The sequence below is a fragment of the Ruegeria atlantica genome, from assembly GCF_013032005.1.
Classification (GTDB): domain Bacteria; phylum Pseudomonadota; class Alphaproteobacteria; order Rhodobacterales; family Rhodobacteraceae; genus Ruegeria; species Ruegeria atlantica_A.
Window position 1 is genome coordinate 924,631 of sequence record NZ_WQBE01000001.1, and the last position, 26,818, is coordinate 951,448.

Below are 26,818 nucleotides of genomic sequence, written 5' to 3' on the forward strand. Positions count from 1 at the left end.
GCGGAGAAACATGGTGCCCAAAACGCTGACCCAGATGGCGACTGAGGTTCTTACAACGGCGGATGGTCGGGAAAAGACCGCCCTGTCCAAAAGTCATGCCGCCGCGTGGTTCGCATCGCGCAGCGGTGACGCGCCAGAGATCGAGATCGGCACCGCTACGCCACCGCTGCAACCCGCACGCCCGGATCAGCCTGAACTGCTTTCCCCGCGCGAGGTACCGAAACGGAAACCCGGTACAGAAGCGGGCCGTATCGCTCTGCTGCACGCTGTCGCACATATCGAGTTGAATGCCGTTGATCTGCATTGGGACATCATCGCCCGCTTTGGTCATGTGCCGATGCCTGTCGGGTTTTATGACGACTGGGTTAAATGCGCCGAAGAGGAATCGCGTCATTTCGAGATGGTGTGCGATTGCCTTGAGGCCATGGACAGCAACTATGGCGCTCTGCCCGCCCATGCCGGGATGTGGCGCGCGGCCGAGGACACCGCCGAAGATTTGATGGGTCGATTGGCCGTGGTTCCCATGGTGCTTGAGGCACGCGGGCTGGACGTGACCCCCGGCATGATCGACATATTCCGCAAGGCCAAGGACGAAAAAGCTATTGCTGCGCTGGAAGTCATTTATGCCGAAGAGGTTGGGCATGTGGCTTATGGCTCAAAATGGTTTCATTTCCTGTGTGGGCGCGAGAATGCCGATCCCAAGGATGTGTTTCACCAATTGGTTCGCCGGTACTTTCACGGCGTGTTGAAGCCACCTTTCAACGAAGAAAAACGCGCCGAGGCCGGGTTGCCGCCTGATTTCTACTGGCCCCTGACCGAGGAGCTGCCCGCGCCCGGCTCGGCGCAAGAAACGCGCGCAAATTGATGTTATCGGCAATTTCCCGCCGAGATTTGGCGGGAATAACGCGGTTTCATGTGTGAACTAGTTTACAAACTTGCCCAAATCACGCGTGCCCTCTATGCACTTCGCCAAAGGGACGGCTATCACTCACGACCGGTCCCGAATCTTGGGGATGAGAGGTGAAGGCGCGTGCGAACACGTCTGGCAATTAAGTTACACTCACTGCTCGAGCGGCATTTTCCCGAACGCCGAGTCTTTCTGAAATCTGACAACGACACGCGGTTTATCCGGCTCAGCTCGGAAACGCAGATATTCGCCGTCGCCGGCGTTGCGATGTTTGTTGGCTGGACCACAGTCGCTACGGCGATTTTGCTGATGGACAGCATCGGATCGGGTAACTTCCGCGAGCAAGCCAAGCGGGATCAGGCGACCTATCAAGACCGTCTGAACATCCTGTCGACGGAACGGGATGCCCGCGCGCAAGAAGCGCTGGCCGCGCAAGACCGGTTCAACGCGGCGCTGGAACAGATCTCGGCGATGCAATCGGAGCTGCTGGCGTCGGAGAACCGCCGCCGCGAGCTTGAGACCGGGATCGAGGTCATCCAGACTACCCTGCGCGCCACGATGAAACAGCGCGAAGAGGCCCGCACCGAGCTGGCCAGCATGCAGGTCGAGACCGATGACGGCGACATTTATATGACCGCCGCAGGCGACCCGGAACAAATGAATTTCATGACCGACGCTCTGGTCCGGACGGCACAAGAGCGCGACCAAATCGCCGCCGATGCACAGGATGCTCTGGCGCAGCGCGACGATCTTGAGTTGGAAATCCGTTTGATGCAGGAACGCAGCGACGAGATTTTCCGCCAGCTGGAAGAGGCGATGATTATCTCGGTTGAGCCTCTGGACAAAATGTTCCGCCAGGCCGGCATGCCCACCGACCGTATTATCGAAGAAGTCCGCCGCGGCTATAGCGGCATGGGTGGCCCCCTCACCCCCATCTCGTTCAGCACGCGCGGAGAGGACCTGACCCCCGACGAAATCCGCGCGAATGTGTTGCTGCAACAGATGGACCAGCTGAACCTGTACCGCATTGCCGCCGAAAAAGCCCCCTTTGCCAGCCCGGTGCATGATGTGGTGCGCTTTACCAGCGGCTTTGGCACGCGACGGGATCCAAAAACCGGGGGGCGGCGCATGCACAATGGGGCGGATTTTGCCGGTGCCCACGGAACTGACATCTTTGCCACCGCCGACGGAATCGTCACCCATGCGGGCTGGCAATCCGGGTTCGGCAGGCTGGTGAAAATCAAGCACGCGTTCGGGGTTGAGACTCTTTACGCTCATAATACCAAGATCCGGGTCAAGGTTGGCCAAAGGGTCTCGCGCGGGGATCATATTGCTGATATGGGTAGCACTGGACGGTCTACCGGCACGCATCTGCACTATGAGGTTCGCGTCGACGGTGTGCCAAGAAATCCAATGACTTACATTAAGGCTGCGAGAAATGTTTTCTAAGAGCAAAATCAACGAGCCCGCATCCGACGCCCCCGAGGCAGCAAAACCTGCTGCTCCGGCGACACCGGCTGCCCCTGCACCGGCGGAAACCAAGGCCAGCACCGCGCCCAAGCCCAAACCTCCGGCATCGGTTCTGTCCTCGGATCTGCACATCACAGGCAATCTGAAAACCACGGGCGACATCCAGGTCGAAGGCACAGTAGAAGGCGACATCCGCGCACACCTGCTGACCATCGGCGAAACCGCGACCATCAAGGGCGAAGTCACCGCTGATGACGTCGTGATCAACGGCCGCATCGTGGGCCGCGTGCGTGGCCTGAAGGTGCGCCTGACCTCGTCTGCCCGTGTCGAAGGCGACATCATCCACAAGACCATCGCCATCGAAAGCGGCGCGCATTTCGAAGGTTCGGTGCAGCGTCAGGACGACCCGCTGAATCCTGGCCGCAGCGGCAAGTCGGGCGCCAACCCGGCGGCCGAGGTCAAGCAGTAACACTGCCCCTAAATATGAATAAGCAAACGCCGCGGGTCAGCCTGCGGCGTTATTCTTTTGTCCTTGCCGGTTGCTGTGGTCGGTATAGGGTTCTGACATGTTGATCTTTTTCTCTGTCCTTCTGTTGATTGCGGGCTTCTTTCTGTACCGCCACTGGTCCAAATCCCAAGTACGGCAGACCCTGCTGGCCACGCCCTTGACCGACCACCAGCGCAGGCTGATCGAGCAGCAAGTACCACTGATCCGCCGCATTCCCGCCGATCTGCGAGCCAAGCTGGACGGCAAGGTGAACCTTTTTCTGGACCAGGTGGAGTTCCACGGCTGCGACGGGCTTGAAGTCACCGAAGAGATGGAGCTGGCCATTGCTGCGCAAGCCAGCCTTTTGTTGGTTAACAGCGACCTTTGGTACGATCACCTGACAACCATCCTGATCTATCCTAGCGCCTTCAAATCACGTCAGCGGCGGCAAGATGGCTATGTCGTCAGTGAAAAAGAGATCGTACGCACCGGCGAAAGCTGGGATCGCGGGCCGGTCATTCTGTCGTGGTCGCACAGCAAGCAAGGCGCCGCGAATGATCACGATGGGCAGAACGTCGTCCTGCACGAGTTTGCGCATCAGGTCGATGACCTGTCTGGGGGCACCAACGGCGTTCCGATCCTGAGCGACGGTCAGAGCTTTGCGGAATGGGAACGTGTTTTCCTGACCGCCTATGACTCCCATGTCCGCGCAGTCGAGCATGGCCAACATACTGTTATCGATCCTTATGGTGCCGTGGGTCACGAAGAGTTCTTTGCCGTGTCGGTCGAGGTGTTTTTTGAACAGCCCCGGCAGCTCAAGGCCGCTGTTCCCGATGTTTATAAACAGCTGTCAAAGCTGTTTCGACTTGATCCAACCAGTTGGGACAACGCAAAGAAATGAAGCCAACAGGGACGTGAAAAGTCATCCCTGAACACAGTTGGAGAATTTTCTCCTTATCCTGACATTTCACAAATTGTAATTTTTGAATTACGCTTAAACCAGTGTTTTCAGGAGGGATTTTCATGGCACCTAAACTCATGGCCGAGTTCTTCGGCACATTCTGGCTGGTACTGGGCGGGTGCGGCAGCGCCGTTCTGGCGGCTGGCGTTGCTGACGTAGGCATCGGCTGGTTGGGCGTTTCGTTTGCCTTCGGCCTGACGGTTCTAACCATGGCATACGCGGTTGGACATATCTCGGGCGGGCATTTCAACCCGGCGGTCAGCCTTGGTTTGATGATCGGTGGCAGGTTCCCGGCGCAAGAACTGATCCCCTATTGGATCGCGCAGGTGATCGGCGCCATTGCTGCTGCGGCCGTTTTGTACCTGATCGTCAGCGGCGCACCAGGGTTCGAAGGTGTTGGCGGGTTCGCCTCGAACGGGTACGGCGAAGCGTCACCCGAAGGTTATTCAATGATGTCCGCATTGGTGATTGAGATCGTGATGACCGCGTTCTTCATCGTGGTCATACTGGGCGCAACATCCAACTTTGCACCTGACGGGTTCGCTCCGATCGCGATTGGCCTTTGCCTGACCCTGATCCACCTGATTTCGATCCCGGTGACCAACACCTCGGTCAACCCGGCGCGTTCTACCGGCGTGGCCCTGTTTGCTGATGGCCCGGCGCTGGCGCAGCTCTGGCTGTTCTGGGTCGCCCCACTTATCGGCGCAGCCATCGGGGCGCTGATTTGGCAAATGATGGGTGACGACTGAGACAAAAAAGCCCCGATGCCGATGCGCATCGGGGCTTTTTTTATTATTCGGTGACAGTGACTTTTTTCATCACGTCCGGTTGACCGATCACTGCGCCGTTCGGGCCTTCGCCGCGCTTGATCGCGTCCACCACGTCCATGCCGTCAGTGACCTGACCGACAACCGTGTATTGGCCGTTCAGAAACGGACCCGGTTCGAACATGATGAAGAACTGCGAATTCGCGCTGTCTGGATCCTGCGCTCGCGCCATGCCGACTACACCGCGGTCATAGTTGAAATCCGAGAACTCGGCAGGCAAATCGGGGCGATCAGATCCACCGGTTCCGGCACGACGCATGTCGCCACCGATACGGCCGAATTCAACATCACCGGTCTGCGCCATGAAACCGTCGATGACACGGTGGAACACCACGCCGTCATACTTGCCCTCAGAGGCCAGAGCGCTGATCTGCTCGACATGTTTGGGGGCGATGTCATCAAATAGGTCAACGGTGACGGTGCCGTTGGCGCCCTCACCTTCGATCTCGATCTGCAGGCCTGTGGCCAGCGCAGGGCTGGCCAGCAGGGCAAAAGCGGCGGCCAGCTTATACATCAGACGCAACCTTGACGCTGATCATGCGGTCGGGGCTTGCAGGCGGCTCGCCACGCACGATGGCGTCTACATGCTCCATCCCGTCGATGACGCGGCCGTAAACGGTGTACTGGCCATTCAGGAAATGGTTGTCCTTGAAGTTGATGAAAAACTGCGAGTTGGCCGAGTCCGGATTTTGCGAACGGGCCGCACCCAAGGTGCCACGGTCATGTGGCAGCTTCGAGAATTCTGCCGGAACGTTCGGCAAAGACGAGCCGCCAGTGCCCGCCATACGCAGGTTGAACCCGTCTTCCATGTCGCCGTGCTGTACGTCGCCGGTTTGCGCCATGAAACCGTCGATCACGCGGTGAAAGGCCACGTTGTCATACTCACCACCACGCGCCAGTTCCTTCATCCGGGCACTGTGCTGTGGGGCAACGTCCGGCAGCAGTTCGATGACGACATCGCCGTCTTTCAGTTCCATGATGATCGTGTTTTCGGGATCCTTGATCTCGGCCATGAGGCCCTCCTGTCGTTTATCTTGCGCAAATACCTATGCGCCACGCGCGTGAATGCCAAGTGACGCATTGACCTGAAGGCAAAATGCAGGAAAAGAACCGCCTGAATCTGTTGTAACGGCAAGGATAGAGCGATGGGCTGGAAAACTCTGAACGATATGGACCTGAACGGCAAACGCGTGCTGGTGCGCGTCGATATCAACGTGCCGGTCGTTGACGGGGTTGTGACCGATGCGACCCGTATTCAGCGTATCGTCCCGACCGTTCGCGATATCCTCGCAGCCGGGGGCAAGCCCATCCTACTGGCCCATTTCGGTCGCCCTGGTGGCGAGCGGCGCGAGAACCTGTCGCTCAAACAATTGATCCCCACGCTTGAAGCCGCCTTTGGCACCGAAGTTCTATTCGCCGCAGATTGCGTCGGCACCGAGGCTGATCTGGCCTCCGAAGCCTTGAAGCCCGGTCAGGTGCTGCTGCTGGAGAACACCCGCTTTCACGCCGCTGAAACCAAGAACGACGCCGATCTGGCCGCAGGCATGGCCAAGCTGGGCGATGTCTATTGCAACGACGCGTTTTCAGCCGCCCACCGCGCCCACAGCTCGACCGAGGCCATCGCGCGGTTGCTGCCCGCCTGTGCCGGTCGCCTAATGCAGGCCGAGCTGGAAGCGCTGGAAGGCGCACTGGGTGCGCCCAAGCGCCCTGTGACAGCGGTTGTTGGTGGGGCAAAAGTATCAACCAAGCTAGAACTGCTGGGCAACTTGATCGACAAGGTTGATTACCTGGTGATCGGTGGCGGTATGGCGAATACGTTTTTGGTCGCTCAGGGAGTTAGCGTTGGCAAATCATTGGCGGAAACAGCGATGAAGGACACCGCAGCCGAGATCTTGACCAAGGCTGAAACCTCGGGCTGTAAGATCGTACTGCCTTCGGACGTTGTGGTCGCCGAGAAATTCGAGGCAAATGCCCCACATCAGGTGTTGCCAGCCGATCAATGCACCGAAGACGGAATGATCCTGGACGCTGGTCCTGAAAGCGTAACGACCATTACGGACATATTTGGTCAGAGCCAGACCCTGATCTGGAACGGTCCGCTGGGCGCGTTCGAGATCGAACCCTTTGACACCGCCACCAACGCAGCGGCCCTAAAAGCGGCGGCGCTGACACGGTCGGGACAGCTGGTTTCGGTCGCTGGCGGCGGTGACACAGTCGCGGCGCTGAATGCATCCGGTGCGGCCAAGGATTTCTCGTATATCTCGACCGCTGGCGGCGCGTTCCTGGAATGGATGGAAGGTAAAACCCTGCCCGGCGTCGCCGCCTTGGAAGGTCAGGCGTAAGGTCAAAATTGGTCGCATTTCGGGCCTCATGGTAGTCTCTCCTTGTTGAATCGGAGATTTTGTCATGAGGTTCATAGTCTGTCTGGTCGCCATATTGATACCTGCCTACTCTGCGGCACAATCCAGCTGCGAAGGGCAAACGCAACTCGACGCCAATTTCTGCGCCAAGGAAAAGTGGGAAATCGCTGATCGCGAACTGAACCGTATCTGGGCTGAGGTCAAACCAATGGTCGACGCACGCGGAAACGGTCAGGCCCTATTGGACGAACAGCGCGCCTGGCTGAAAGCGCGCGACGCAGCCTGCGACCCGGAACTGGATAGTGACGGCAGCGCGGCGCCCATGTTCTATTGGGATTGCATGGAACAACAAACCCTGACGCGCAATCAGATCTTAAAGTCTGCGCGCTGAGAAACTTAATCCGACCATTCGCGAAAAAGTGCGAATCAAGGGATTCACAAGCCGAATCACCTGTGACATAGTGCGAACAGATGCCCACAAAGGGCACGTTTTTGAGGCAGACTTCATACGGCGGTAAACAGAGTGTCCCGTTCCCATCGGCCCGGTTTGGGCGCAGTTGTGTTCTTCATGGTGGCTTTCATGCTGGGTGTGTATTTCACCTTCGCCGCCGTGCAGGGCGACTATGGCCTATTCAGACGGGTCGAGATTGCAGCGGAACGGGACGCCCTGTCACAAGACCTGGCCAAGCTTAAGGCCGAGATCGCCGAGATGGATAACCTGACCCGCCGTTTGTCCGACACTTATTTGGACCTCGATCTGCTGGATCAGCAGGCCCGCTCGGTTCTTGGCATGATCCGTTCGGACGAAATTGTCATCCGCTAAGCCGGACCGACATTTTTCTTGGAAATCCAACTTTGCCCGAAGGTTCCCCCGGCCTGAAGCCGCGCGAAATGACGATGCGTCATATTTACTCTCGCCAGATTGCCGGAAATGCTTTATGAGATAGTTTAACGCTAAACTATCTGTCCGGAAGGGGGAGATCGCCACGATGGCTGCGCGAAAAACCACAAAGAAACCAAATGTTTCTGCGGAAGAGCTTAAAACCTACTACCGCGAAATGCTTTTGATCCGCCGATTCGAAGAAAAAGCAGGTCAGCTTTACGGCATGGGCCTGATTGGCGGGTTCTGCCACCTGTATATCGGGCAAGAAGCTGTCGTTGTGGGCCTTGAGGCCGCAGCCAAGGAAGGTGACAAGCGCATCACCTCATATCGCGACCACGGCCACATGCTGGCATGTGGGATGGAGCCGGGTGGTGTGATGGCCGAACTGACCGGGCGCGAAGGCGGGTTGTCCAAAGGTAAGGGCGGCTCGATGCACATGTTCTCGAAAGAGAAGCACTTCTATGGCGGCCACGGTATCGTTGGCGCGCAGGTGCCATTGGGTGCAGGTCTGGCTTTTGCCGACAAGTACAAGGGAAACGGTGGCGTGACCTTCACCTATTTCGGTGATGGCGCAGCGAACCAGGGTCAAGTCTATGAGACCTTCAACATGGCCGCGCTGTGGGAACTGCCGGTGGTGTTCGTGATCGAGAACAACCAGTACGCCATGGGCACCGCTCAGGCGCGTTCGACGTCTTCCGCTGACATCTACCACCGAGGTCAAGCCTTCGGGATACCGGGCGAAATGGTCGACGGCATGGATGTTCTAGCGGTTAAAGCCGCAGGTGAAAAAGCCGTCGCGCACTGCCGCGCAGGCAAAGGCCCATACATTCTGGAAATCAAGACCTATCGCTATCGCGGCCACTCGATGTCCGACCCGGCCAAGTACCGCACCCGCGAAGAGGTTCAGAAGGTTCGTGAACAAAGCGACCCGATCGAACATGTGCGCGAGCTGTTGCTGACCGGCAAACACGCGACCGAGGAGGATCTGAAGGCGATCGACAAAGAGATCAAAGAGATCGTCAACCAGGCCGCCGAATTCTCGAAAGAAAGCCCCGAGCCGTCGCTGGATGAGCTCTGGACAGATATCTACGCCTGAGAGGACGATTAAGACATGGCAACCGAAATTCTCATGCCCGCACTCTCGCCCACGATGGAAGAGGGCACATTGGCCAAATGGCTGGTCAAGGAAGGCGATACCGTTTCTTCCGGTGACATCATGGCCGAAATTGAAACCGACAAGGCGACAATGGAATTCGAAGCGGTCGATGAAGGCATCGTCGGCAAGATCCTGATCGCGGAAGGCACCGAAGGGGTCAAGGTTAACACCCCAATCGCGGTTCTGGTCGAGGAAGGCGAAGACGCCTCGGCCCTGCCCGCGGCTGCGCCTGCAGCCACAGCGGTGGCCGAGGCCGCCCCAGCGGCGGTTGAGGCCCCTGCTCCATCCACGGCGCCGGCAGCACCAGTTGTTGATCTGTCACCCGATTGGCCTGCCGACGCCGAGATGAAATCTGAAACGGTCCGCGAAGCCCTGCGCGACGCCATGGCTGAAGAGATGCGCCGCGACGAAGATGTCTACCTGATGGGCGAAGAGGTCGCCGAATATCAGGGCGCTTACAAGATTTCCCAAGGCTTGCTGGACGAATTCGGGTCCAAGCGCGTGATCGACACCCCAATCACCGAGCATGGCTTCGCCGGTATCGCGGTTGGCTCTGCCTTTGGCGGGTTGAAACCGATTGTCGAGTTCATGACTTTCAACTTCGCCATGCAGGCGATGGACCAGATCATCAACTCGGCCGCCAAGACGCTCTATATGTCCGGTGGTCAGATGGGCTGCCCCATCGTGTTCCGTGGCCCTAACGGTGCTGCTGCCCGCGTGGCCGCACAGCACTCTCAGGACTACGCCGCATGGTACATGCAGGTCCCCGGCCTGAAGGTAGTGATGCCCTATTCTGCAGCCGACGCCAAAGGCCTGCTGAAATCAGCGATCCGCGATCCCAACCCTGTGGTCTTCCTGGAAAACGAAATCCTCTATGGCCGCTCCTTCGATATGCCACAGGTCGATGACCTGGCCATCCCTTTGGGCAAAGCCCGTATCTGGCGCAAAGGCTCGGACGTGACCATCGTCAGCTTTGGCATCGGCATGCAGTTCGCGTTGGAAGCAGCCGACAAGCTGGCCGAGGAAGGCATCAACGCCGAAGTGATCGACTTGCGCACCATCCGCCCCATGGATACCGGCGCGATCATCAACTCAGTGATGAAAACCAACCGCCTGGTGACCGTAGAAGAAGGCTGGCCGCAAGGTTCGGTCGGCAGCTACATCTCGTCCGTAGTGATGCAGGAGGCGTTCGACTACCTCGACGCGCCCATCATTAATTGCACCGGCAAGGATGTGCCAATGCCCTACGCCGCCAACCTTGAAAAGTTGGCTCTGATCACCACCGATGAGGTGATCGCCGCTGTCAAACAAGTGACTTACCGGTAAGGAGCGACAGATAGATGCCCACAGAAATTCTGATGCCCGCCCTGTCACCGACGATGGAAGAAGGCACGCTTGCTAAATGGCTGGTCAAGGAAGGCGATACCGTCTCGTCCGGTGACCTGCTGGCCGAGATCGAAACCGACAAGGCCACGATGGAGTTCGAAGCCGTCGACGAAGGCACCATCGGCAAGATCCTGATCCCCGAAGGCACCGAAGGGGTCAAGGTCAACACCGCCATCGCAGTTCTGCTGGAAGATGGCGAAAGCGCCGATGATATCGCGTCCACGCCCGTCGCCGAACCTGCGGCTGCCCCCGCAGCCGCCGCGGGCAACGAGGCCGCCGCGCAAGCGGTGTCCGAGGCGCCCGCCCCTGCCCCAGCTGCTCCGGCCAAGGCGGATGGCGGTCGTATCTTTGCATCTCCGCTGGCCCGCCGGATTGCGGCACAAAAAGGTCTGGACCTGACGCAAATCGCAGGGTCCGGTCCGCATGGCCGTATCGTCAAGGCAGATGTCGAAAGCGCCACGGCTGCTCCGGCCACTGCTGCCGCTTCGGCCCCTGCTACGGCACCCGCACCCGCTGCGGCACCGGCTGGTCCCTCGGCAGATGCCGTGGCCCGCATGTATGAAGGGCGAGAGTATGAAGAGGTCAAGCTGGACGGTATGCGCAAGACCATCGCCGCGCGCCTGTCCGAGGCCAAACAAACCATCCCGCATTTCTACTTGCGCCGCGACATCAAGCTCGACGCGCTGCTCAAGTTCCGCGGCCAGTTGAACAAACAGCTGGAAGGCCGAGGCATAAAGCTGAGTGTAAACGACTTCATCATCAAGGCCGTCGCCAACGCCCTGCAGCAAGTACCGCAATGTAATGCCGTCTGGGCCGAAGACCGGGTTCTGCAACTGAAACCTTCGGATGTGGCCGTTGCGGTTGCTATTGAGGGGGGCCTGTTCACTCCGGTCCTGCAGGATGCCGACACCAAATCCCTGTCGGCCCTGTCGACCGAGATGAAAGACCTTGCGGGTCGCGCCCGTGAACGCAAACTGGCACCGCACGAGTATCAGGGCGGCACATTTGCCATCTCGAACCTGGGTATGTTCGGCATCGACAATTTCGACGCCATTGTGAACCCGCCTCACGCCGGCATTCTGGCTGTGGGCTCGGGCGTCAAGAAACCGGTTGTCGGCGGCGATGGCGAACTTACCGTTGCCACAGTCATGTCGGTCACCATGTCGGTGGATCACCGGGTCATTGATGGCGCGTTGGGTGCGGAATTGCTGCAAGCCATCGTCGATAATCTTGAAAACCCCATGGTTATGCTGGCGTAAAGCCTTTTGAACACAGGTCACGCCGGATCATTCCCTGGCGTGGCCTACCAAATCACTGCCATGTTGTGAGCAGTCGTGATCGCTGCGATAGTTGCTCAGACACACGCAACAGACCACCTTGATTGCATTGATAGTTCTGATGCAAAGGTGCCCCATGACCCTCGTGAACTCGGCCAAGTGCTTTCTGGTGGTTTCATTGTTGGCGACGTCGCTGCCCGTTGCTGCGATCGCAAAACCCAACGGCTATCCGGGCGAGAACTCGACCTATAACCCGGATCCCGCCGAAGTCGCCAAGCGCAAAGCTGAGCGCGCCAAACGTATCGATGCGCGCAAAAAGCGCCGCGAGGAAAAGCGGCTCGAGCGGTTGAACAGAAAGAAAAACCGCTCGAACTAAGGTTGAATTACTGGTCTTTGCCCAGCATATGATCCATCGAAATCGAGGGCTGGTCGCAACCGGCCTCTCCGACGATCTTTGCAGGAATACCTGCCACGGTCTTGCAGGCAGGAACTTCTTGCAGCACCACAGAACCCGCTGCGATGCGGCTGCAATGGCCGACTACGATGTTGCCCAGAACCTTGGCCCCGGCCCCGATCAGCACGCCGTTACCAATGGTCGGGTGGCGCTGCTCTTCTTCCTTACCTGTGCCGCCCAGCGTTACGGAATGCAGCATCGATACATTGTCACCAACAATAGCTGTTTCACCAATGACAATCGAATGGGCGTGGTCGATCATGATGCCTTTGCCGATTTTCGCAGCAGGGTGAATGTCGATCCCGAAAATCTCGGACGAGCGCATCTGGAAGAAATACGCTAGATCGTGGCGCCCTTTTTTCCACAGCCAATGCGCCACGCGATAAGCCTGCATCGCCTGGTAGCCTTTGAAATAAAGGATCGGCTGCAACAATCGGTGGCATGCCGGATCACGTTCATAGACTGCCATCAGGTCCGCACGGGCCGCTTCAAGCAGCGAAGCGTCATCCGCATAGGCTTCATCCACGATTTCACGCAGCACCATCATCGACATTTCGTTCGAACACAGCTTGGCCGACACCCGGTATGAGAGGGCTCGCTCAAGGCTTCGGTGGTGCAGGATGCAAGCGTGAACCAGACCACCCATCAATGGTTCGCTTTCGACCGCTGCATGAGCTTCGGTCGTGATACGATTCCAAACCGGGTCGACCGGAGTAACCTGACTGCGCTTTTCCAACATGGCTTTTGATCCTTTTCTGCGCCTAGAATGCCATTTAGTGGGAAAAACGCCAAACGCAAACCCGTGATCGGCAGAGTAACGAAAATGAATGAAACTGATTTGGCAGGCTATGAAGCGAAAATTCAGGCAAGATTGGCTGAACTTTCAGAACATTCCGCGGCGGAAAAGCAGGCTCAGGCCATTGTTGAGCTTGATCAGCAGGCCGTCGGCCGCCTTAGCAGAATGGATGCCCTGCAGAATCAGGCGATGGCCAAGGCACAACAGGCCAATCGGGATATCGAAACGCACCGGTTACAAGCCGCCCTGGACCGCATACATGACGGAGAATTCGGGTATTGCGAAGATTGCGGCGATGAGATTCCTGGCGGTCGATTGAATCTGAACCTTGCCGCCACGAAATGCGTCAGTTGTGCGTCCGGCTGATCTGAAACCGGATCAGATGCTGCAAAACCAGTTCGAAACAGCGACAATATTGCACATCATCAAATCCGGGTTCATCCGCCAGCCGCCTGTTTCGCGCGGCTGCCATCAAAGATCCATTCCCGAACAATGGATGAAGATTACCCGTCTGGCCGACATATTGGTCGGCCAGCGCAGCTTCTTGGATGAGACGTGTACAAAGGCGGTCGCGATCCTGCGGCAGCGCGGCCAGCAAGGCCCGCGCCGCCGCCGCGACATCTCCATGTAGGATAGGGCGCATTCAGTGGATCACCCGACTGTCACTTGGGCGAATAGTCCCGGCCCGTAGCTGGCTGAAACCTGTGCAATGTGGAATTCATAAGGCCCGTTGATCCCATCGTCTGCTTTCATTGCTGACGTGTAGGTCCAGTTTGGAACGCTCACGATCTGTTCCCGTACCAGGGTCCCGTTGGTTCGTATTTGCAGAAGGTAGGATTCGCTTTCCTCGGCCAGCGGAACCTCGATCCCCGCCCAATCGTCCCCATCCAGCCGGGTTCGACGTATCCACGACAGTTGATCACCTCCGACTGTTCCCATCGCCTTCAGATGCACGGGTGCGTATGGGCGCAACCCGTTGCTGTCGAACGCCTCGACAAGATGTACATAGGACGGGTCATCATACCCGCGCGTTGCCGGACCAATGCGGTAGTGCTTGCTCACGCGCCGCTCGGACCGCAACAAGCCGGTTTGGTAAACACGCTGATCCAACAGGACGAACATCGACCCATCGGGCCAGACATCGGGAATGATCGCATCGGTCCCAAGCTGACCGCGCAAGCGACCGGACAATGTATAGATGCCCGTTTCTTGCAGCGTGGCGTCGGCGAATTGGAACAGCTCCCAATTGCCGGGTGTTCCATCACCAATCGCGGCCAGATTGGCCCCGTTCAGCAACGCATCCCGAGGACGCGATTCAAGCAGGCCATCAACCAGATTAACGCGCAGCGGCATTCCTTCATCCCAAACACCGGCGCTTGCCCGTCTCAGCGGGGTTTCGGTAAATCCAATTACCGCTTGCCCCGAGATCACTTCTTGCAGCGCATAATCTTCGTCGCTGGTCGCTGAAAAGACTGCAACGCCACCGGGCCAAGGATTGGCCGACGTGGCAAGGTATGGGGCATGTGGGGCTTCGGACCCGGTCAGCAACGGCAAATCCAGGAACACAGGCAAAACAGGAACCGTTGCCACAAAGGGTTTGATCGAAACTTGATCGTCAGGCAGATCAGATGGCGCATAGACGCCGGGTTCGATGCGCACTGCCTCGGCCAGTTGCAGATCCGCCTGCTCTAGCCGGTCGATGCGATAGCGCGCACTCTGCCCGTCTTTGGTCAGGCTCACGACGTCACCCGCCCCCAGATGCAACATCGACGGCGGCAATGCAAAGCGCGCTGTCTCGCGTGAGACCCGCGCCTCGCTTAGCCAGCGTTCAGCGGTTTGGCGGCCTTCGGCGCGTGTCAGCGATAGAGGCATCTCGTTCACGGCCACCGAATGCGTTCGAGTGTCCGGCAAGATGGCCTCTTCAGACACTACATCATGATCGGCGTCCGATTGTACAAAGCGCAACCGAACGCGGCCTGTCATTTCGGCCTCGGCTTCTCTGCGATATTCCACGCGGCCTTCGATATCAGAGCTGTCTGCCAGATCGTCTGTATCCAATCCGACCACTTTCAGACCGTCGCGCATCTGAAACAGCAGCACACCATCCCGTTCAATCGCATCAAACCCATAACGCAGCATCAAGGGCTGCAATGCCGCGCGCGCGCTGGAGACATCTTGAACCAGATAGCCCCGTACGACGCCCTCCAGACGCGATACGTCGATATCCTTTACTCCGGCACCGTAGCAGATTTCAGTGACCACGGAGGCCAGAGTCCGCGTGCCTGACCGTCCATTCAACCAATGACCTCGGGGATAGTTCGCCCCGTCGCTCCACTGGCTTCGCAGGTTCGGAAACGTTGGAAACGGACGCGCATCCCATGCCCAAACATAGGCGTTCGCCATATCAACCATGTGACCATCATATTGATCCGAAAGCGGGTTGATTGCCGGATCAGACCAGTAGCCATACATCGCTTTCAAGTACTGCACCTGCATGAAATCATCGCGCCGACCGGAAGAGTATTTCGGCAAGCTGGATTCCGAGGATTTCGGGTCAAGAAACTTGTTCGGCTGATTGGTTCCTTTGTCGATGGCCGCGCAACCCAGTTCCGTAAACCAGATAGGTTTTGAGCCAGGCACCCAATCGGTCGGGTTCGATTGACGCACACCGCCAATGCGTTCGTGATGCCGGTTCGACCACCAATTGCGAAGGTCTTTGTAACGCCAGACCCATGCCTCATCATGCTCCTCATCCGTGATCGGCGTTCTTATCTGGGCTTCGGCCTCTTCCGGCGAGGCATAATACCAGTCATAGCCTTCTCCGCCTTCGATATTGCCTCGAAGGTAGTCGAGGTCATAGATCGCGTCTGTGCCGGCCTTCAGATCCACGTGATCCTCGCCATCCCGCCAATCCGACAGAGGCATGTAATTGTCGATGCCGACGAAATCGATGTTTTCATCTGCCCACAGTGGATCAAGGTGAAAATAACGGTCCCCGGGTCCGTCATTCGGCTGATAGCCGAAATACTCGCTCCAATCCGATGCGTACCCGATTTTTGTGCCTGGTCCCAAGATTTCGCGCACTTCGGCGGCCAAGGCTTGCATTTGGGAAACGGCTGGAAAGCCGGTCAGACCTCGGATTTGGGTCAGCCCGCGCATTTCGGAACCGATGCAAAAAGACTCCACCCCTCCAGCAGCTTTACACAATGCCGCATAATGCAGAATGAAGCGGCGCAAACCCCATTCCTGAGGGCCGCTATAGGTCACTTCGCCATCGCCAACGGCAAAGTCACTGGCGCGTGCGTGTCCAAAGAACGCGGCCACCTGCGCGTCGGCCGTTGCCGTTTTATCCGGTGATCCTTTTCTACCGGGCGCGGTGCTAAGTGTGATGCGCCCCCGCCAAGGCAAATGCGGCTGGTTGGCTGCATCCGACCACGGGTCTGGCAAACCGTTGCCTTGCAATTGATCCATCAGGATAAACGGATAAAACATAACCCGTTTGCCAATACTTTTCATATGCCGGATTGCCTGAACTACGGATTGATCCGCAGGGGTTGCGCCATAGACGGGGCGGTCATTTTCGTACCGGACAGCTTGGGCGGTCTGTCGGGTCACACCTGCCACGCGCCAGGGCATGTTCTTGCCTTCGATGTCTTTGCGCAAAACCTTGGGCTGAATTTGACATTGCCCGCACCGCAAGTCATCGCCAAACCACGACACGACCAAAGAGGCCGCCTCGCAGGAAGGCAACTCACGTTGCAGCGCCCGGGTTGAGGTCAACAGGTCCGGCCTCCCCGAGGCAGAGTTGACATTCGCCGCCCAGCTTTGCCCACGCCCTTTTGTGTAATTGATCTGTTCGCTGGCCAGCGCATATTCACCGGTGCCCGGCATCAGGGCAACGCCCCGGATGGTCTTGAACAGGGCATCCGGCGTATCCGGCAATCCCGGCTGTTCCTGACGTACGACTTCGAATGAAAATTGCGGCACCCTGTTTCCAAACGGCGCCAGTTGCAAACCTTCGATCACAACATAAGCCGTACCACGATAGGCCGGAACGTTGCCCGCGCCCTCAATGGCTTCGATCAGAGGGTCCGGCAATTGATGGTCGTTCCCCCGATAGATACGCATGTTCAGGGTTGAGAGCTCCAGTTCCTCTCCATCAGCCCAAATGCGCGGGACGTCCGAAATTTGCCCCGCCCCTACCGCAATGGCCAGAGAAATCGAATAGCTGTAGCTGTGCGTGGTTGTTGTGACCTCGGGCGATTTCGGAGATCCCTTGCCACCTCCGCCACCCTGCGAGGTTGTGCTTGTGCTTTTGGTTTCTAGAAAATCCGACGCCCAGATAACCTGACCACCCACCCGCATACGCCCGAAAACCGTAGCGACCGGAGAACCCTCTCCGGATTCGGTCAGGCGGAAACGGTCCAAGCGCCCGGTCTCGACCACTTCGCTGCCGCCGCCCATGACCGACTGGCTCATTAACCGCTGGTCGATGACCCGGCCCAGCGTTGCCCCAATGGCGCGGCCGATCACCGCGGTCGACAGCCCCGCAACAGTGCCGCCAATCGCTCCGCCGACCGCGGCTCCTGCTGCAGACAGAATTATTGTAGCCATCACACATCCTCCAGCGGGAATTCAAAACAGGCGACCACCCGGCGGCGCCAGGGATCACTCAGCGTGTTTTCGACGACGCCGTAGCCGGAATAGGCGTGAATAAACCGCAGCGCGGGTGCGGTTTCGCTGACGATACCTACATGCTTGGCAACACGCCCATCGCGCATACGGAACAACAAAACATCGCCCGCCTTCGCAGAACTGGGGTTCTTTTCGATCAGGTGACGGCGGGCCGCTGCCCACATGCGCTCTTCGCCCTGCGGCTCAGACCAGTCCATGCTATAGCTCGGCACCGTTTCGGGTTCGTACCCCAGCAGCGCGCGCCACACACCACGCAAAAGGCCCAGACAATCCGTACCCACCCCTTTGACCGAAGCCTGATGCACGTAAGGCGTTCCCAACCAGCCCCGCACCTCGTCGACAATATCCTGCCTATGGCCGCTCATCGTCTGCTTCCCCCAGTGTTGGGATTGCCTTGCTTGGGCACCGCCATTACCCAGTCTTCACCGGGCAGGTCAGGAAACCCCTGAAAGTTGATGATGTTATTGAATTTTTTCCGGCAGGTGTGCATACTTTTGTTGCACCCTGCTGTCAGCTTTACCCGGTCCCCGACGGCCAGGCCGCCGCTGATCCCGGACCAAAGCGTAACATTGCGCCCACCTACGATCCGGTCGTCCTGTTTGATTGCGGCCCACAACCCGGTTGCCCGCCCGGACAAAACATCTAATCTGCCCCGCCTGAACCAGACTTCATCCGGTGCTTCTGCCCCTTTCAATTGCAGGACAGTGCCGGCAATCAAAGCGACCACTTCAGCCTCGGCCTGATACCCTGGCGCGCCGAGATTGAACTTGCAATCACCGTCCCCCAGAACTGCCGTACAAGGTTTCTGGTAAACCCTGCCCATCGGTCGGTTGAGCAGATCAGTCAAACCGCGCAATTCGGCGTGAAATGCACCACCTGCGCGGCGCATCTCACCGATCGAGCCTTTGAATTGCAGAAAACGCTGTTCAGGCCTGGCCCAGTTGACCAGCCACGCCCGGACCTGAGCATTGTCGAACCGACCCGCTTCGATGTCTTCTTCTGTGACCGCAGCATCGGACAAGGCCCCCATGGCCTCAGAGTTGTCGACGGACAGTCCGGTGGCTTGTTCGATAGCCGTGGCCGTCAGGCCCGTGCTGGCCTTGAAGGTCATCCCGTCAAAGCTCAGTTCCATGTCATGATCGGTGAAACCGTATTCCTGCCCGTCCTCACGCCGGATCGCCCAGCATCGGCAGGTTGTGGTCAACCCTGTTTGCAGATGGGTGTGCAACCCTTGCTTATCACCGCTCATCAGACACGTACCTCGACCACTGGAACGTTGGGTACGTCGCCCGCTTGAAAACTAGCGACACTGGTCTGAATCTTGTCGGTGTCAAAACGAACCGGGACGTCAAACTCAAACCCGGCGGTGACTTCCACCTCTTCAGGCGGCGGCGCAGTAAACGTGATCAGACCGCTGTTTAGATCCACTTCAAAATCTACGCCTTCGCGCATTTGATCCTGTTCCAAACCGATCCGCACGGTACCCAAAACCGGTTTGACGATTGGGCGGACATAGCTGAACCCGCCCGAGCTGTAGGTTTTGACCAGCTGAAACTCGGTGCTTGTACCGTCACCACGAGCAATGACCTGATCATCCATTGCCACGTCTGCTGTCGCAGCCCCGGACTTGTAATCCGACCAGTCTTTCCAACGAAAACCGAACATCTGCCCCTGACGGGCTTCGAAAAACGAAACCAGCGTCTCGATATCGTCCAATGATCGCATTCCCAGCCCGGCGTCATAGCGGCGACGGGAATGCGCCCAGGGTGTGTTGCGTTCTTCGAACCCGTTGGCCAGCGTCACGATATCTGTGCGCCGCTCGGGGCCGCCGACCGAACCAAAGCTCAGGCTGGCGGGAAATCTTACCTCGTGGAAATTCATGAGCTGCTCCCTCGTGTTACCTGTTGCGATTGCCGCGACCCAAGGCGCGGCTCATCTGAGCGGCGATCTGACCCTGACTGCGTCTGAACCCCTGCACGTCCGGCGTTGTGATATTCATCACCACGTTCACTGCGCGCCCTCCGCCGGATGTCCGCACGCCCAACTTGCCATCTGGCCCGCGCGCCAGAGGCATGATCGCCTCGGGGCCGGCCTCGCCCATCAGTCCGGTGCTACCCCGCATCGGAAATGTCGTTGGGCTGCTGACCACACCGCCATTGGCAAAGGGCATCACCCGGCCCTGCGAAAAGCTGCCGCCATTGGCAAAGGGCAAAATTCCCTGCACCAGACCACCAACCGTATTGGCCAGCATGCCGCCAAAGTGATCGGTCACAGGCTTGATCGCCGCCGAATAGGCCGTGCGGATCATCGAGTTCTTCAGCACATCCAGCGCATCCGACAGGTTCATGCCGTCCAGCACCACGCCGTCAAATGCCTTGCGCAAACCGCCGGACATGCCGCGCTCCAACGTGGCGACGTCCTTGCCGGTTTCTTCAAAGGCTGCGCTGATCCGCTTCATCTGATTGTCGAATGCCGCAGCCATCGACGCCGCATCCCCCAACGAGTCGCCCAGCGCCTCACCCCGTTCCTGCAGGTCATCCAACCCGTCACGATCCGTCATCACGCTCTCCTTGTTGCTTGTCCGGATAGGCCGCCAGCAAAGCGTCCAACCCCGCCCGGTTCATCGCTGGCATCCCGGCCCCTTGCCCCAACATCAGTCGCAATTCAGCCGGTGTCAGACGCCAGAACTGATCCGGCGTCAGGCGCAGGCCGACGAAACCGGCCCGCATAAGGGCGGGCCAGTCGAACCCGCTCATGCGCCACCCGGTACCATGAAGGCCCGTGCCAGCAGTTCAGCCGCAGCCTTGGCGCCAGCCATCGGCCCGCCATCGATCTCGGCCCGCAGCAGATCCGATCGGGCGACATCGGCGCCCCCGCCTCTCAGCCCGGCCACGATCAATGCCAGCACATCTCCGCTGGAATAGGTCCCGCCTTCGAATCGCTGAACCAGTTCCACCAAAGACCCGGTGCCCAGCTGTTGTTCCAATTCCGCCAAAGCACCCAGCGTCAGCTTGAGCACCCGCCGTTCTCCATCGATGGTCAATGCCACCTCGCCCGTCCACGGATTGGCCATAGGATTACAGTGCCGTGAAGGCCAAAGCGCCGGCGCTGGCCAGGCTCATCTCATAAGTCGCCTCGCCATTGTGCGACCCCGCATATTCGATGCCGGTGACTTGAAACGCGCCTTCAACGATGCCGAAATCGGGAATGATCACCTGAAAGTTCGGTGTCTCACCGTCAAAAAACAGCTGTCGTGCGCGTTCGTCGGTGCCTGCATCCTTGAATACGCCCGAACCCGAGATCGCAGCGGACTTCACCCCGGCCCCCGACAACAGCTCGCGCCAACCACCCTGACTTTCCAGGCTGGTGACATCCACACTTTCCGCGTTGAAACTGACCCGCGTGGCCCGCAGCCCCGCGATGGTCTCGAACAGGCCCGAGCCGTTCATATCCACTTTGACCAACAGGTCTTTTCCGTTCTGGGCAGCCATATGTTCTCTCCGTTGATTGCTTAGTCGTCTTCCACGCGGGCGCGGAATCTCAGGTCGATCTGGCGGATGGCACCGCCGGTTCCCGTGCGGCGGGCCGAGGCGCGTTCGAACCACAGCCCCACCAGTCGCCCGCGATTCAGGGTCAGTGCCGCGCCCTCAAGCGCGTCACACACCGCCCCCGCAAGGGCCTTGGCTGCGCCAAACCCGGCGGCCTCGGACATCACCGACACCGTGAACCGATGCAGGGCACCAGCGCCTGATCGGTCCGAGGCATCCCGCACCTCTTCCGGGCCCAGCGTCACATAAGTCTGGGGTACCGCCCCTGCCGGCACCGCGTCATAGATCGCGCCGCCCGACAGTGTGCTGACCTGCGTATCGCCTGAAAGCTGCTGATACACCGCCGCCTGCAAGGCCACTGAAACGCCATAGCTCATGCCGCCACCTCTTCGTCCGCGAAACAGGTCAAGTACTGGCCACGCGGGTCACGCTCGGCGACCGCGCGAATAACAAAACGGCGTATGCCTTCGGCAAAACGCTGGTCCGGCGACGGGCGCATCAATGACCCCTCGGGCGCACCCCGCACAACGATGCGGTAACCCACGCGCGAAACTGGCACCCCGGCCACCTGACGCTCGGACCCGTTGCGTGCAGTGACTTCAGCCCAAACCGTACCCAACGAGGCCCATGTTTCGATGTACCCACCCGCGCCGTCGGCAGTTCGGACTGGCGCTTCGAGAACCAGCTTTCGGTTCAATCGCGGCGCCTTCATTGCGTCACCCCTGCTCCAAAGCGCACGACGCGATAGCGTTGGATCAGGCTGGTTACGCCAAAGGGCATACAACCAGCACCCAAAGCAGTCTCGTCGCGGTATTCGTAGTAATGCGCGGCCAGCAACAAGACTGCCTGACCCAGATCAGCAGGTAGCCCACCCCAATCTGCCGACATCCCTGCAGCAAAGGTGATTTTCACCGAGCCGCCTGTCGCAATGTTCGGCAACATTGCGCCCTTTGGGCGCAGCCTGGGGCGCTGGCTGTCCTGTTCCAGCCGATAGGCATCGGGCGCGATTGTGCTTTCCAAACCCGCCGCATCGCGGATTGTCACCGCGCCCACAGTAACCACCGGGGTTACCGGCAACACCTCGCCTGCAGCATCGCGCCATTCGCTCAGGCTCCAAGAAAATTCGCGTTCAATCAGCACCTTGCCGGTGCGCGCCTCGATCGCAGCGATCGCCGCCCGCAGGAAACCGTTCAGCACCTCGTTCTGCACACTGCCCTCGGCAAAGCCCGTGCCCAGACGCAGATGCGCCTTGAACTGATCTACCGGCAACGCCGCATCCGCGATGGCGGCTTCTTCGATCAACATCATCCATTAACTCCGCAATCTCGGCCCCCTCCGGGGGTCGTCACTTCAGGAAATTGGCAGGCACGCGCCGCCCCACGTTGCTCGGACGGAGGGGAGCAGCTAGACAACGCAGGGGATCTCACCCCGGCCCGTACCCGCCGCCCGAGGGGCCGGTTACACTGCCCCCCGGATCCGCCACCGCTTAGGCAGTGCCGAATTTCACCAGTTTGATTGCGGCAAAGTCGCTCACGTCGCCGCCGACGCGTTTGGTCGCATAGAACAGGACGTGTGGTTTGGCGCTGAACGGGTCGCGCAGAACGCGCAGATCGGGGCGTTCGGCGATGGTGTATCCTGCCTGGAAATCTCCGAAGGCGATCGAGTAACTGTCGGATGCCGCATCCGGCATATCCTCGGCGATCAGCACCGGATAGCCCATCAGGCGCGCAGGCTCGCCAGCGGCCAGACCGTCCGACCACAGGAAACGGCCATCGCTGTCCTTCAGCTTGCGGATCAGGCCTGCAGTTTTCGAGTTCATCACGAAGGTACCATTGACCCGGTACTGCGCGCCCAGCGCATAGACAACATCAACAATGGCATCCGCCTCAACACCGCCATCAATGCCTGTCGGAACGTAGCCGATATTGCCCCAATCCCAGACGTCATTGTCAACCTTGGCGTGATCCAGAATGCCCTTCGGCTTGTCGACACCATCGCCACTGATAAACGCCGACGCCTCGGCGCGGGCAAACTTGTCAGCGATACGACCGGCCAGCCAACCTTCGACGTCAAACGCGCTGTCATCCAACAGGCGCTGCGAGGCCTTGGGCAGCGCGCTCAGCTCGTGCAGCGCGATTGAGATGCGGTCAATCGATGGAGTCGCAGTCTCGGTCGCGGTCGAGGCCTCATCCGCCCATCCCGCACCCACATCGGTGTGGTCGATCAGCACATCGAACGAGTTCGCTTCGACATTCACCACCGACGCAATCGAACGGATCGAGGCGGTGGATTTCAGCACCGATTTGATGATCTCAGCGGTTTGCGGATCAACCAGGTAACCGCCATCGCTGTTGACCGCACTGGTCAGCGACTTGGCCTCCATATCCAGCCCACGCAGGCCGTCATCGTCACCCGAACGCACATAAGCGTCAAAAGCCTTTTGGTGCGGTGCGCCTTCGGTGATCGAGGCAGCAAGATGCGGGCGTGCCGCGATGGTTGATTTACGATCCAGCATAGTCAGTCGCTCTTCTGTCTGTTGCAGTTTGGTTTTCACTTCAGCCTTCAGGCCCTTGAATTCATTCACGAAGCCAGCCATCGCCTGCTTCACCTCCTGAACCAGGGGCGCACCCTCTCCGGTCAAGGCCGGGGTCTCGGTCTTGCTCATCAGCACTTCCATTCTTGGGTGGGTTTGAGGCGCGCTAGGGTCGCGCCAGCTCCTGCCGGGCGTCGTTGAACACCTCGGCAATACTGCGCAGGGTTTCTTCGGCATCCAGGGTCGCCCCCTTTGCCGCCACCCGCGCACTGGGCAGCATCGGGAAAGTCACAAGCGACACCTCCCAAAGCTCCAGTTCCGTCAGGACCCGCTGGCCCTTGTCATTCTTCACGGCGCGCTTAGTGCGATAGCCAATCGACAGACCATCCATCGCACCCGCCCGGATCAACTCCGCCGCCTCACGACCCTTTTGTGTGCTTTCCAGCAGACGCCCCTTGACCCACAGGCCCTTATCGTCTTCGCGCACTTCGTCCCAAACGCCGATTGGTTGCGCCGGGTCGTGCTGCCACAGCATCTTAACTCGCTGACCAGCCTTCACCAGCCCATCCAGTGATGCACGATAGGCGCCTTTTTGCACCACATCACGGCCCTGATCGACCTGACCGAACAGGCTGGCATAGCCTTCGATCACTGCATCCTCGGACACAGACAGCCCATAGCCGAACCGCGCAAACTTATGCTCCAAATCCATGAACAACTCCTCGTAAGCCTCTGAACTCATGGTGTTACCGACAAAAACGACTGAAACGCCTGTGCCAGGATCACTGCGGCCACACCGTAGACCGTCAGCCACAACCGGCGCTCTAACCGCTCCATCATTTCTTCGATCTGATCCAACCGTTTGCACAGGTGCGCATGCTGAATCTCGGCCACCCGTTCATGCGCAGCCAGTCGCAAGCCCGGCGCGCAATCGAATGGCGGATACCCTTCAGCCATCCGCATCCTCCGCCAGAGCCGGCAACCCCAGCAAAGATCGCTTCTCGGCATCTGTCAGGAAATCGGCACGGCTGACGCGGGTCCACTGCGCATCACGTTCGGTAGCCAACGCGGGCACCTGATCCAGATCGGGTTTCAGCATCAAATCCTCGCCAGAAAAGCCCGAGAGCCACTCTGACACTGCTGCCGCCACCCGCGTCACCAGGGGCAGAACGGTCAGGCGATAAAACGCCCGGTTGGCCTCCTGATAGTTCGAATAGGTCGCGTCGCCCTGAATTCCCAACAACATTGGCGGGACCCCAAAGGCCAGCGCGATCTCGCGGGCGGCGGCTTCCTTGGTCTTTTGAAATTCCATGTCCGAAGGGGAAAAGCCCATCGGCTTCCAATCCAGCCCCCCTTCCAGAACCATTGGGCGGCCAGCATTGCGCGCCCCGCGATAGTTCTGCTCAATCTCGTCTGACAAACGCCGGAACTGATCTTCGGCCATCACCCCATGGCCATCGCCTTTCCACACCAGCGCCCCCGAAGGCCGCGCCGCATTGTCCAACAGCGATTTCGACCACCGAGACGCGCTGTTATGCACATCAATCGCCATAGCCGCCGCCTGCATCGGCGAAAATCCATAGTGGTCATCCTGCGGGTGAAAGGACTTTATGTGACAGATGACTTCAGCCGCAAATCGATGCGTCTTGCCACCGACGCTATAGTCATACGCCTTGGGCCAGCCATCCGCGCCCGGCACCACGCTCATCCGGTCCGAGCGCAGGACGTGCAGCTCAACCGGCAGGCCTTCCTCGGCCTGCACTGCCTCGACATAGGCATTGCCCGACAGCAGCAACTGCCCGAACAAGGCCTCCATCAATTCCGCCCGCCCCTGCGCCGCATTCGGACGACGCATGAGGCTCAGGATCGGATGTACATCATAGCGCTGCGCCTGATCCTGCAACACCAGAGGCAGAGCCGCCGCCGCCTCGGCAATCAACTTAACCGAGCGAAACCCCACCGGGTTCCCCGAAAACCCCGTCCGCGTCAGCGATACCGCATCCCGAGGGCTCCACGCCACGCGCCCACCCGTCTGCCACGCCACCACAGGCCCCGCCGCGCTCGCCTTCGCCTCGGGCGCTGCCTCAGCCGATCCACGACGCAAGAAATCGAATACCATCTGTGCTCCTTTCTGCCGCCGCTCTGCCCGGCTTGTTGAAAGGAGTTATGACGGAAAGAAGTTTAAGGCTTGGGAATGGGGCGTACGGGGGGTGTGCAACGGCATTCTCGACCTGGCGCCACGATCCAGATCAGTCACGACTTCAGACCGTCAATTCGTGGACAAAGCCGATAAGAATGACAAGTTATCAAAGCTTGTTAACGATAAACACCGAAAATTTTACATCTCAGCAATCCAGCCGACTCGTAGGCTGATCTGAATCGAGCTATTTCGTTTGCCAGACCTGTTTGGGTCGCTTCAGCGCAAGCTTTCATTGCACTGTTTTCCGCCTCTACTTGGGAGGTATAATTGACGCCAAATCCTGTGTAGCCTGCTGGGTTGTTTGCAACCGCTAGGTAATTACCCGACACTGTGTCTCGTTTTGCCTTGGCCAATTCACTTTTGTGCGCATTGGGTATTGTGGATGCTGTAGGTTTATCTTGAGGAACAAACGTAGCGTAGAGGATACAATCCTGTCGAGACACGATCTCACAGTCGATCTTCGCCATTCGTTTTGCGTCATGCTCTGAATACCGACCTGTCACTACTGCCCAAGAGCCGCCATCCGGTCGTATGTAAAACGCTCCAAACGCTCCGTCTCCTTGGCTCACAGCTTGGTCAAACGCATTTCTCACCCGCGTGGTCAGCGGTTGGTCTGAGTGCTGTCGAACCTCATAGGGTCCAAAAGTGGTCAGAGATTGCTTCGAAGGTACATAACTTTCGTCAGGTGTGGTTTCTACGCATGCCGCTTGCAGCACAAGCCCAACAAATAAAAAAACACTTTTATTTTTAGTCACTTCGGTACAATTCCTCAATGATGAATACTCTCCGCATATGGGTTTCATCGCTAACTCTATCGGTCTGCTAGGTCAACATTCCAACCGACCTTCCCACCAAAAATCCAAGCCCGGTGACGGATG

At 58.7% G+C, this 26,818-nt stretch carries 33 protein-coding genes; 13 read left to right on the plus strand and 20 right to left on the minus strand.

The genetic code is table 11. The features are described 5' to 3' along the window. Positions 1–10 precede the first annotated feature (10 nt). From GOX21_RS04550 to aqpZ, 5 genes are all read left to right on the plus strand, one after another. Positions 11–865 carry a ferritin-like domain-containing protein gene (locus GOX21_RS04550; protein ID WP_170375771.1) on the plus strand — a complete coding sequence of 285 codons (855 nt, stop codon included), beginning with the start codon at positions 11–13 and terminating at the stop codon, positions 863–865. A 165-nt stretch (positions 866–1,030) separates the two neighbouring features. After that, positions 1,031–2,356 (plus strand): DUF5930 domain-containing protein, encoded by a 1,326-nt coding sequence (locus GOX21_RS04555; RefSeq protein WP_170375773.1) that lies wholly within the window; start codon positions 1,031–1,033, stop codon positions 2,354–2,356. Then, the gene (locus GOX21_RS04560) at positions 2,346–2,846 is read left to right on the plus strand and encodes a bactofilin family protein (protein WP_170375775.1); all 501 of its coding nucleotides are present in this window, start codon (positions 2,346–2,348) and stop codon (positions 2,844–2,846) included. Before GOX21_RS04555 ends, GOX21_RS04560 begins: the two co-directional genes overlap by 11 nt. Positions 2,847–2,943: 97 nt before the next feature. After that, entirely contained in the window at positions 2,944–3,765 is an 822-nt protein-coding gene (locus GOX21_RS04565) for a zinc-dependent peptidase (RefSeq protein WP_170375777.1), read from the plus strand. A gap of 122 nt (positions 3,766–3,887) precedes the next feature. Next, positions 3,888–4,574 carry an aquaporin Z gene (gene aqpZ, locus GOX21_RS04570; protein WP_170358950.1) on the plus strand — a complete coding sequence of 229 codons (687 nt, stop codon included), beginning with the start codon at positions 3,888–3,890 and terminating at the stop codon, positions 4,572–4,574. A 43-nt stretch (positions 4,575–4,617) separates the two neighbouring features. On the opposite strand, the gene GOX21_RS04575 is transcribed toward aqpZ, so the two are convergent. Together GOX21_RS04575 and GOX21_RS04580 are read right to left on the minus strand one after the other, a co-directional pair. Then, the gene (locus GOX21_RS04575; protein WP_170358952.1) at positions 4,618–5,166 is read right to left on the minus strand and encodes a peptidylprolyl isomerase; all 549 of its coding nucleotides are present in this window, start codon (positions 5,164–5,166) and stop codon (positions 4,618–4,620) included. Then, on the minus strand, positions 5,159–5,665 hold the full coding sequence (locus GOX21_RS04580) for a peptidylprolyl isomerase (protein ID WP_170375779.1): 507 nt from the start codon (positions 5,663–5,665) through the stop codon (positions 5,159–5,161). The genes GOX21_RS04575 and GOX21_RS04580 overlap by 8 nt, the downstream gene beginning before the upstream one ends. Before the next feature lie 132 nt (positions 5,666–5,797). On the opposite strand from GOX21_RS04580, the gene GOX21_RS04585 reads away from it, so the two are divergent. The 7 genes from GOX21_RS04585 to GOX21_RS04615 all read left to right on the plus strand — a co-directional run bounded on the left by GOX21_RS04585 (position 5,798) and on the right by GOX21_RS04615 (position 12,090). After that, positions 5,798–6,994 carry a phosphoglycerate kinase gene (locus GOX21_RS04585; RefSeq protein ID WP_170375781.1) on the plus strand — a complete coding sequence of 399 codons (1,197 nt, stop codon included), beginning with the start codon at positions 5,798–5,800 and terminating at the stop codon, positions 6,992–6,994. A 64-nt stretch (positions 6,995–7,058) separates the two neighbouring features. After that, a complete protein-coding gene (locus GOX21_RS04590) occupies positions 7,059–7,403 on the plus strand; it encodes a lysozyme inhibitor LprI family protein (protein WP_170375783.1) in 345 nt (114 codons plus the stop codon). A gap of 132 nt (positions 7,404–7,535) precedes the next feature. After that, a complete protein-coding gene (locus tag GOX21_RS04595) occupies positions 7,536–7,835 on the plus strand; it encodes an FtsB family cell division protein (RefSeq protein WP_170349043.1) in 300 nt (99 codons plus the stop codon). 166 nt (positions 7,836–8,001) lie between these two features. After that, on the plus strand, positions 8,002–8,991 hold the full coding sequence (gene pdhA / locus GOX21_RS04600; protein ID WP_170349044.1) for a pyruvate dehydrogenase (acetyl-transferring) E1 component subunit alpha: 990 nt from the start codon (positions 8,002–8,004) through the stop codon (positions 8,989–8,991). Between the two features lie 15 nt (positions 8,992–9,006). Next, a complete protein-coding gene (locus GOX21_RS04605; RefSeq protein WP_170375785.1) occupies positions 9,007–10,377 on the plus strand; it encodes a pyruvate dehydrogenase complex E1 component subunit beta in 1,371 nt (456 codons plus the stop codon). A gap of 14 nt (positions 10,378–10,391) precedes the next feature. After that, positions 10,392–11,696, plus strand: coding sequence for a pyruvate dehydrogenase complex dihydrolipoamide acetyltransferase (locus GOX21_RS04610; RefSeq protein WP_170375786.1), 1,305 nt, complete (start codon positions 10,392–10,394; stop codon positions 11,694–11,696). A 154-nt stretch (positions 11,697–11,850) separates the two neighbouring features. Beyond that, complete coding sequence (locus tag GOX21_RS04615) at positions 11,851–12,090, plus strand: hypothetical protein (RefSeq protein ID WP_170375788.1); 240 nt, start codon at positions 11,851–11,853, stop codon at positions 12,088–12,090. Between the two features lie 7 nt (positions 12,091–12,097). On the opposite strand, the gene cysE is transcribed toward GOX21_RS04615, so the two are convergent. Beyond that, entirely contained in the window at positions 12,098–12,907 is an 810-nt protein-coding gene (cysE, locus tag GOX21_RS04620; RefSeq protein ID WP_170358963.1) for a serine O-acetyltransferase, read from the minus strand. 84 nt (positions 12,908–12,991) lie between these two features. Between cysE and GOX21_RS04625 the strand changes: the two genes are divergently transcribed. Beyond that, positions 12,992–13,330: a TraR/DksA family transcriptional regulator gene (locus tag GOX21_RS04625; RefSeq protein WP_170375790.1), complete on the plus strand. Its 339-nt coding sequence runs from the start codon at positions 12,992–12,994 to the stop codon at positions 13,328–13,330. On the opposite strand, the gene GOX21_RS04630 is transcribed toward GOX21_RS04625, so the two are convergent. The 17 genes from GOX21_RS04630 to GOX21_RS04710 form a co-directional block, all read right to left on the minus strand. Continuing rightward, the gene (locus GOX21_RS04630; RefSeq protein ID WP_170349050.1) at positions 13,311–13,607 is read right to left on the minus strand and encodes a DUF7742 family protein; all 297 of its coding nucleotides are present in this window, start codon (positions 13,605–13,607) and stop codon (positions 13,311–13,313) included. The two genes, GOX21_RS04625 and GOX21_RS04630, sit on opposite strands and share 20 nt — an antisense overlap. 8 nt (positions 13,608–13,615) lie before the next feature. Continuing rightward, positions 13,616–17,578, minus strand: a complete 3,963-nt coding sequence (locus GOX21_RS04635) for a baseplate multidomain protein megatron (RefSeq protein ID WP_170375792.1) — start codon at positions 17,576–17,578, stop codon at positions 13,616–13,618. Beyond that, entirely contained in the window at positions 17,578–18,024 is a 447-nt protein-coding gene (locus tag GOX21_RS04640; protein ID WP_170375794.1) for an NlpC/P60 family protein, read from the minus strand. Before GOX21_RS04640 ends, GOX21_RS04635 begins: the two co-directional genes overlap by 1 nt. Beyond that, a complete protein-coding gene (locus GOX21_RS04645) occupies positions 18,021–18,908 on the minus strand; it encodes a DUF2163 domain-containing protein (RefSeq protein WP_170375796.1) in 888 nt (295 codons plus the stop codon). The genes GOX21_RS04640 and GOX21_RS04645 overlap by 4 nt, the downstream gene beginning before the upstream one ends. Beyond that, positions 18,908–19,540, minus strand: a complete 633-nt coding sequence (locus GOX21_RS04650; protein WP_170375798.1) for a DUF2460 domain-containing protein — start codon at positions 19,538–19,540, stop codon at positions 18,908–18,910. The genes GOX21_RS04645 and GOX21_RS04650 overlap by 1 nt, the downstream gene beginning before the upstream one ends. 16 nt (positions 19,541–19,556) lie before the next feature. Further along, on the minus strand, positions 19,557–20,219 hold the full coding sequence (locus GOX21_RS04655) for a phage tail tape measure protein (protein ID WP_170375800.1): 663 nt from the start codon (positions 20,217–20,219) through the stop codon (positions 19,557–19,559). Continuing rightward, on the minus strand, positions 20,206–20,415 hold the full coding sequence (locus tag GOX21_RS04660) for a rcc01693 family protein (protein ID WP_170349056.1): 210 nt from the start codon (positions 20,413–20,415) through the stop codon (positions 20,206–20,208). Before GOX21_RS04660 ends, GOX21_RS04655 begins: the two co-directional genes overlap by 14 nt. Further along, positions 20,412–20,732 (minus strand): gene transfer agent family protein, encoded by a 321-nt coding sequence (locus tag GOX21_RS04665; protein ID WP_170375802.1) that lies wholly within the window; start codon positions 20,730–20,732, stop codon positions 20,412–20,414. Before GOX21_RS04665 ends, GOX21_RS04660 begins: the two co-directional genes overlap by 4 nt. A 4-nt stretch (positions 20,733–20,736) precedes the next feature. Continuing rightward, positions 20,737–21,150: a phage major tail protein, TP901-1 family gene (locus GOX21_RS04670; RefSeq protein WP_058280596.1), complete on the minus strand. Its 414-nt coding sequence runs from the start codon at positions 21,148–21,150 to the stop codon at positions 20,737–20,739. 20 nt (positions 21,151–21,170) lie between these two features. Next, positions 21,171–21,584, minus strand: coding sequence for a DUF3168 domain-containing protein (locus tag GOX21_RS04675; protein WP_170358980.1), 414 nt, complete (start codon positions 21,582–21,584; stop codon positions 21,171–21,173). After that, positions 21,581–21,919 (minus strand): phage head closure protein, encoded by a 339-nt coding sequence (locus GOX21_RS04680; protein WP_170358982.1) that lies wholly within the window; start codon positions 21,917–21,919, stop codon positions 21,581–21,583. The genes GOX21_RS04675 and GOX21_RS04680 overlap by 4 nt, the downstream gene beginning before the upstream one ends. Beyond that, positions 21,916–22,515: a head-tail connector protein gene (locus tag GOX21_RS04685; RefSeq protein WP_170358985.1), complete on the minus strand. Its 600-nt coding sequence runs from the start codon at positions 22,513–22,515 to the stop codon at positions 21,916–21,918. The genes GOX21_RS04680 and GOX21_RS04685 overlap by 4 nt, the downstream gene beginning before the upstream one ends. A 178-nt stretch (positions 22,516–22,693) precedes the next feature. Further along, positions 22,694–23,872, minus strand: a complete 1,179-nt coding sequence (locus tag GOX21_RS04690) for a phage major capsid protein (RefSeq protein WP_170375804.1) — start codon at positions 23,870–23,872, stop codon at positions 22,694–22,696. A gap of 34 nt (positions 23,873–23,906) precedes the next feature. Then, on the minus strand, positions 23,907–24,452 hold the full coding sequence (locus GOX21_RS04695) for an HK97 family phage prohead protease (protein WP_170349062.1): 546 nt from the start codon (positions 24,450–24,452) through the stop codon (positions 23,907–23,909). Positions 24,453–24,478: 26 nt separating this feature from the next. Next, entirely contained in the window at positions 24,479–24,697 is a 219-nt protein-coding gene (locus GOX21_RS04700; protein WP_058280601.1) for a GTA head formation protein, RCAP_rcc01685 family, read from the minus strand. Further along, positions 24,690–25,859 carry a phage portal protein gene (locus GOX21_RS04705; RefSeq protein WP_170375807.1) on the minus strand — a complete coding sequence of 390 codons (1,170 nt, stop codon included), beginning with the start codon at positions 25,857–25,859 and terminating at the stop codon, positions 24,690–24,692. The genes GOX21_RS04700 and GOX21_RS04705 overlap by 8 nt, the downstream gene beginning before the upstream one ends. A gap of 197 nt (positions 25,860–26,056) precedes the next feature. Beyond that, positions 26,057–26,695, minus strand: a complete 639-nt coding sequence (locus GOX21_RS04710; protein WP_170375809.1) for a hypothetical protein — start codon at positions 26,693–26,695, stop codon at positions 26,057–26,059. Positions 26,696–26,818 lie beyond the last annotated feature (123 nt).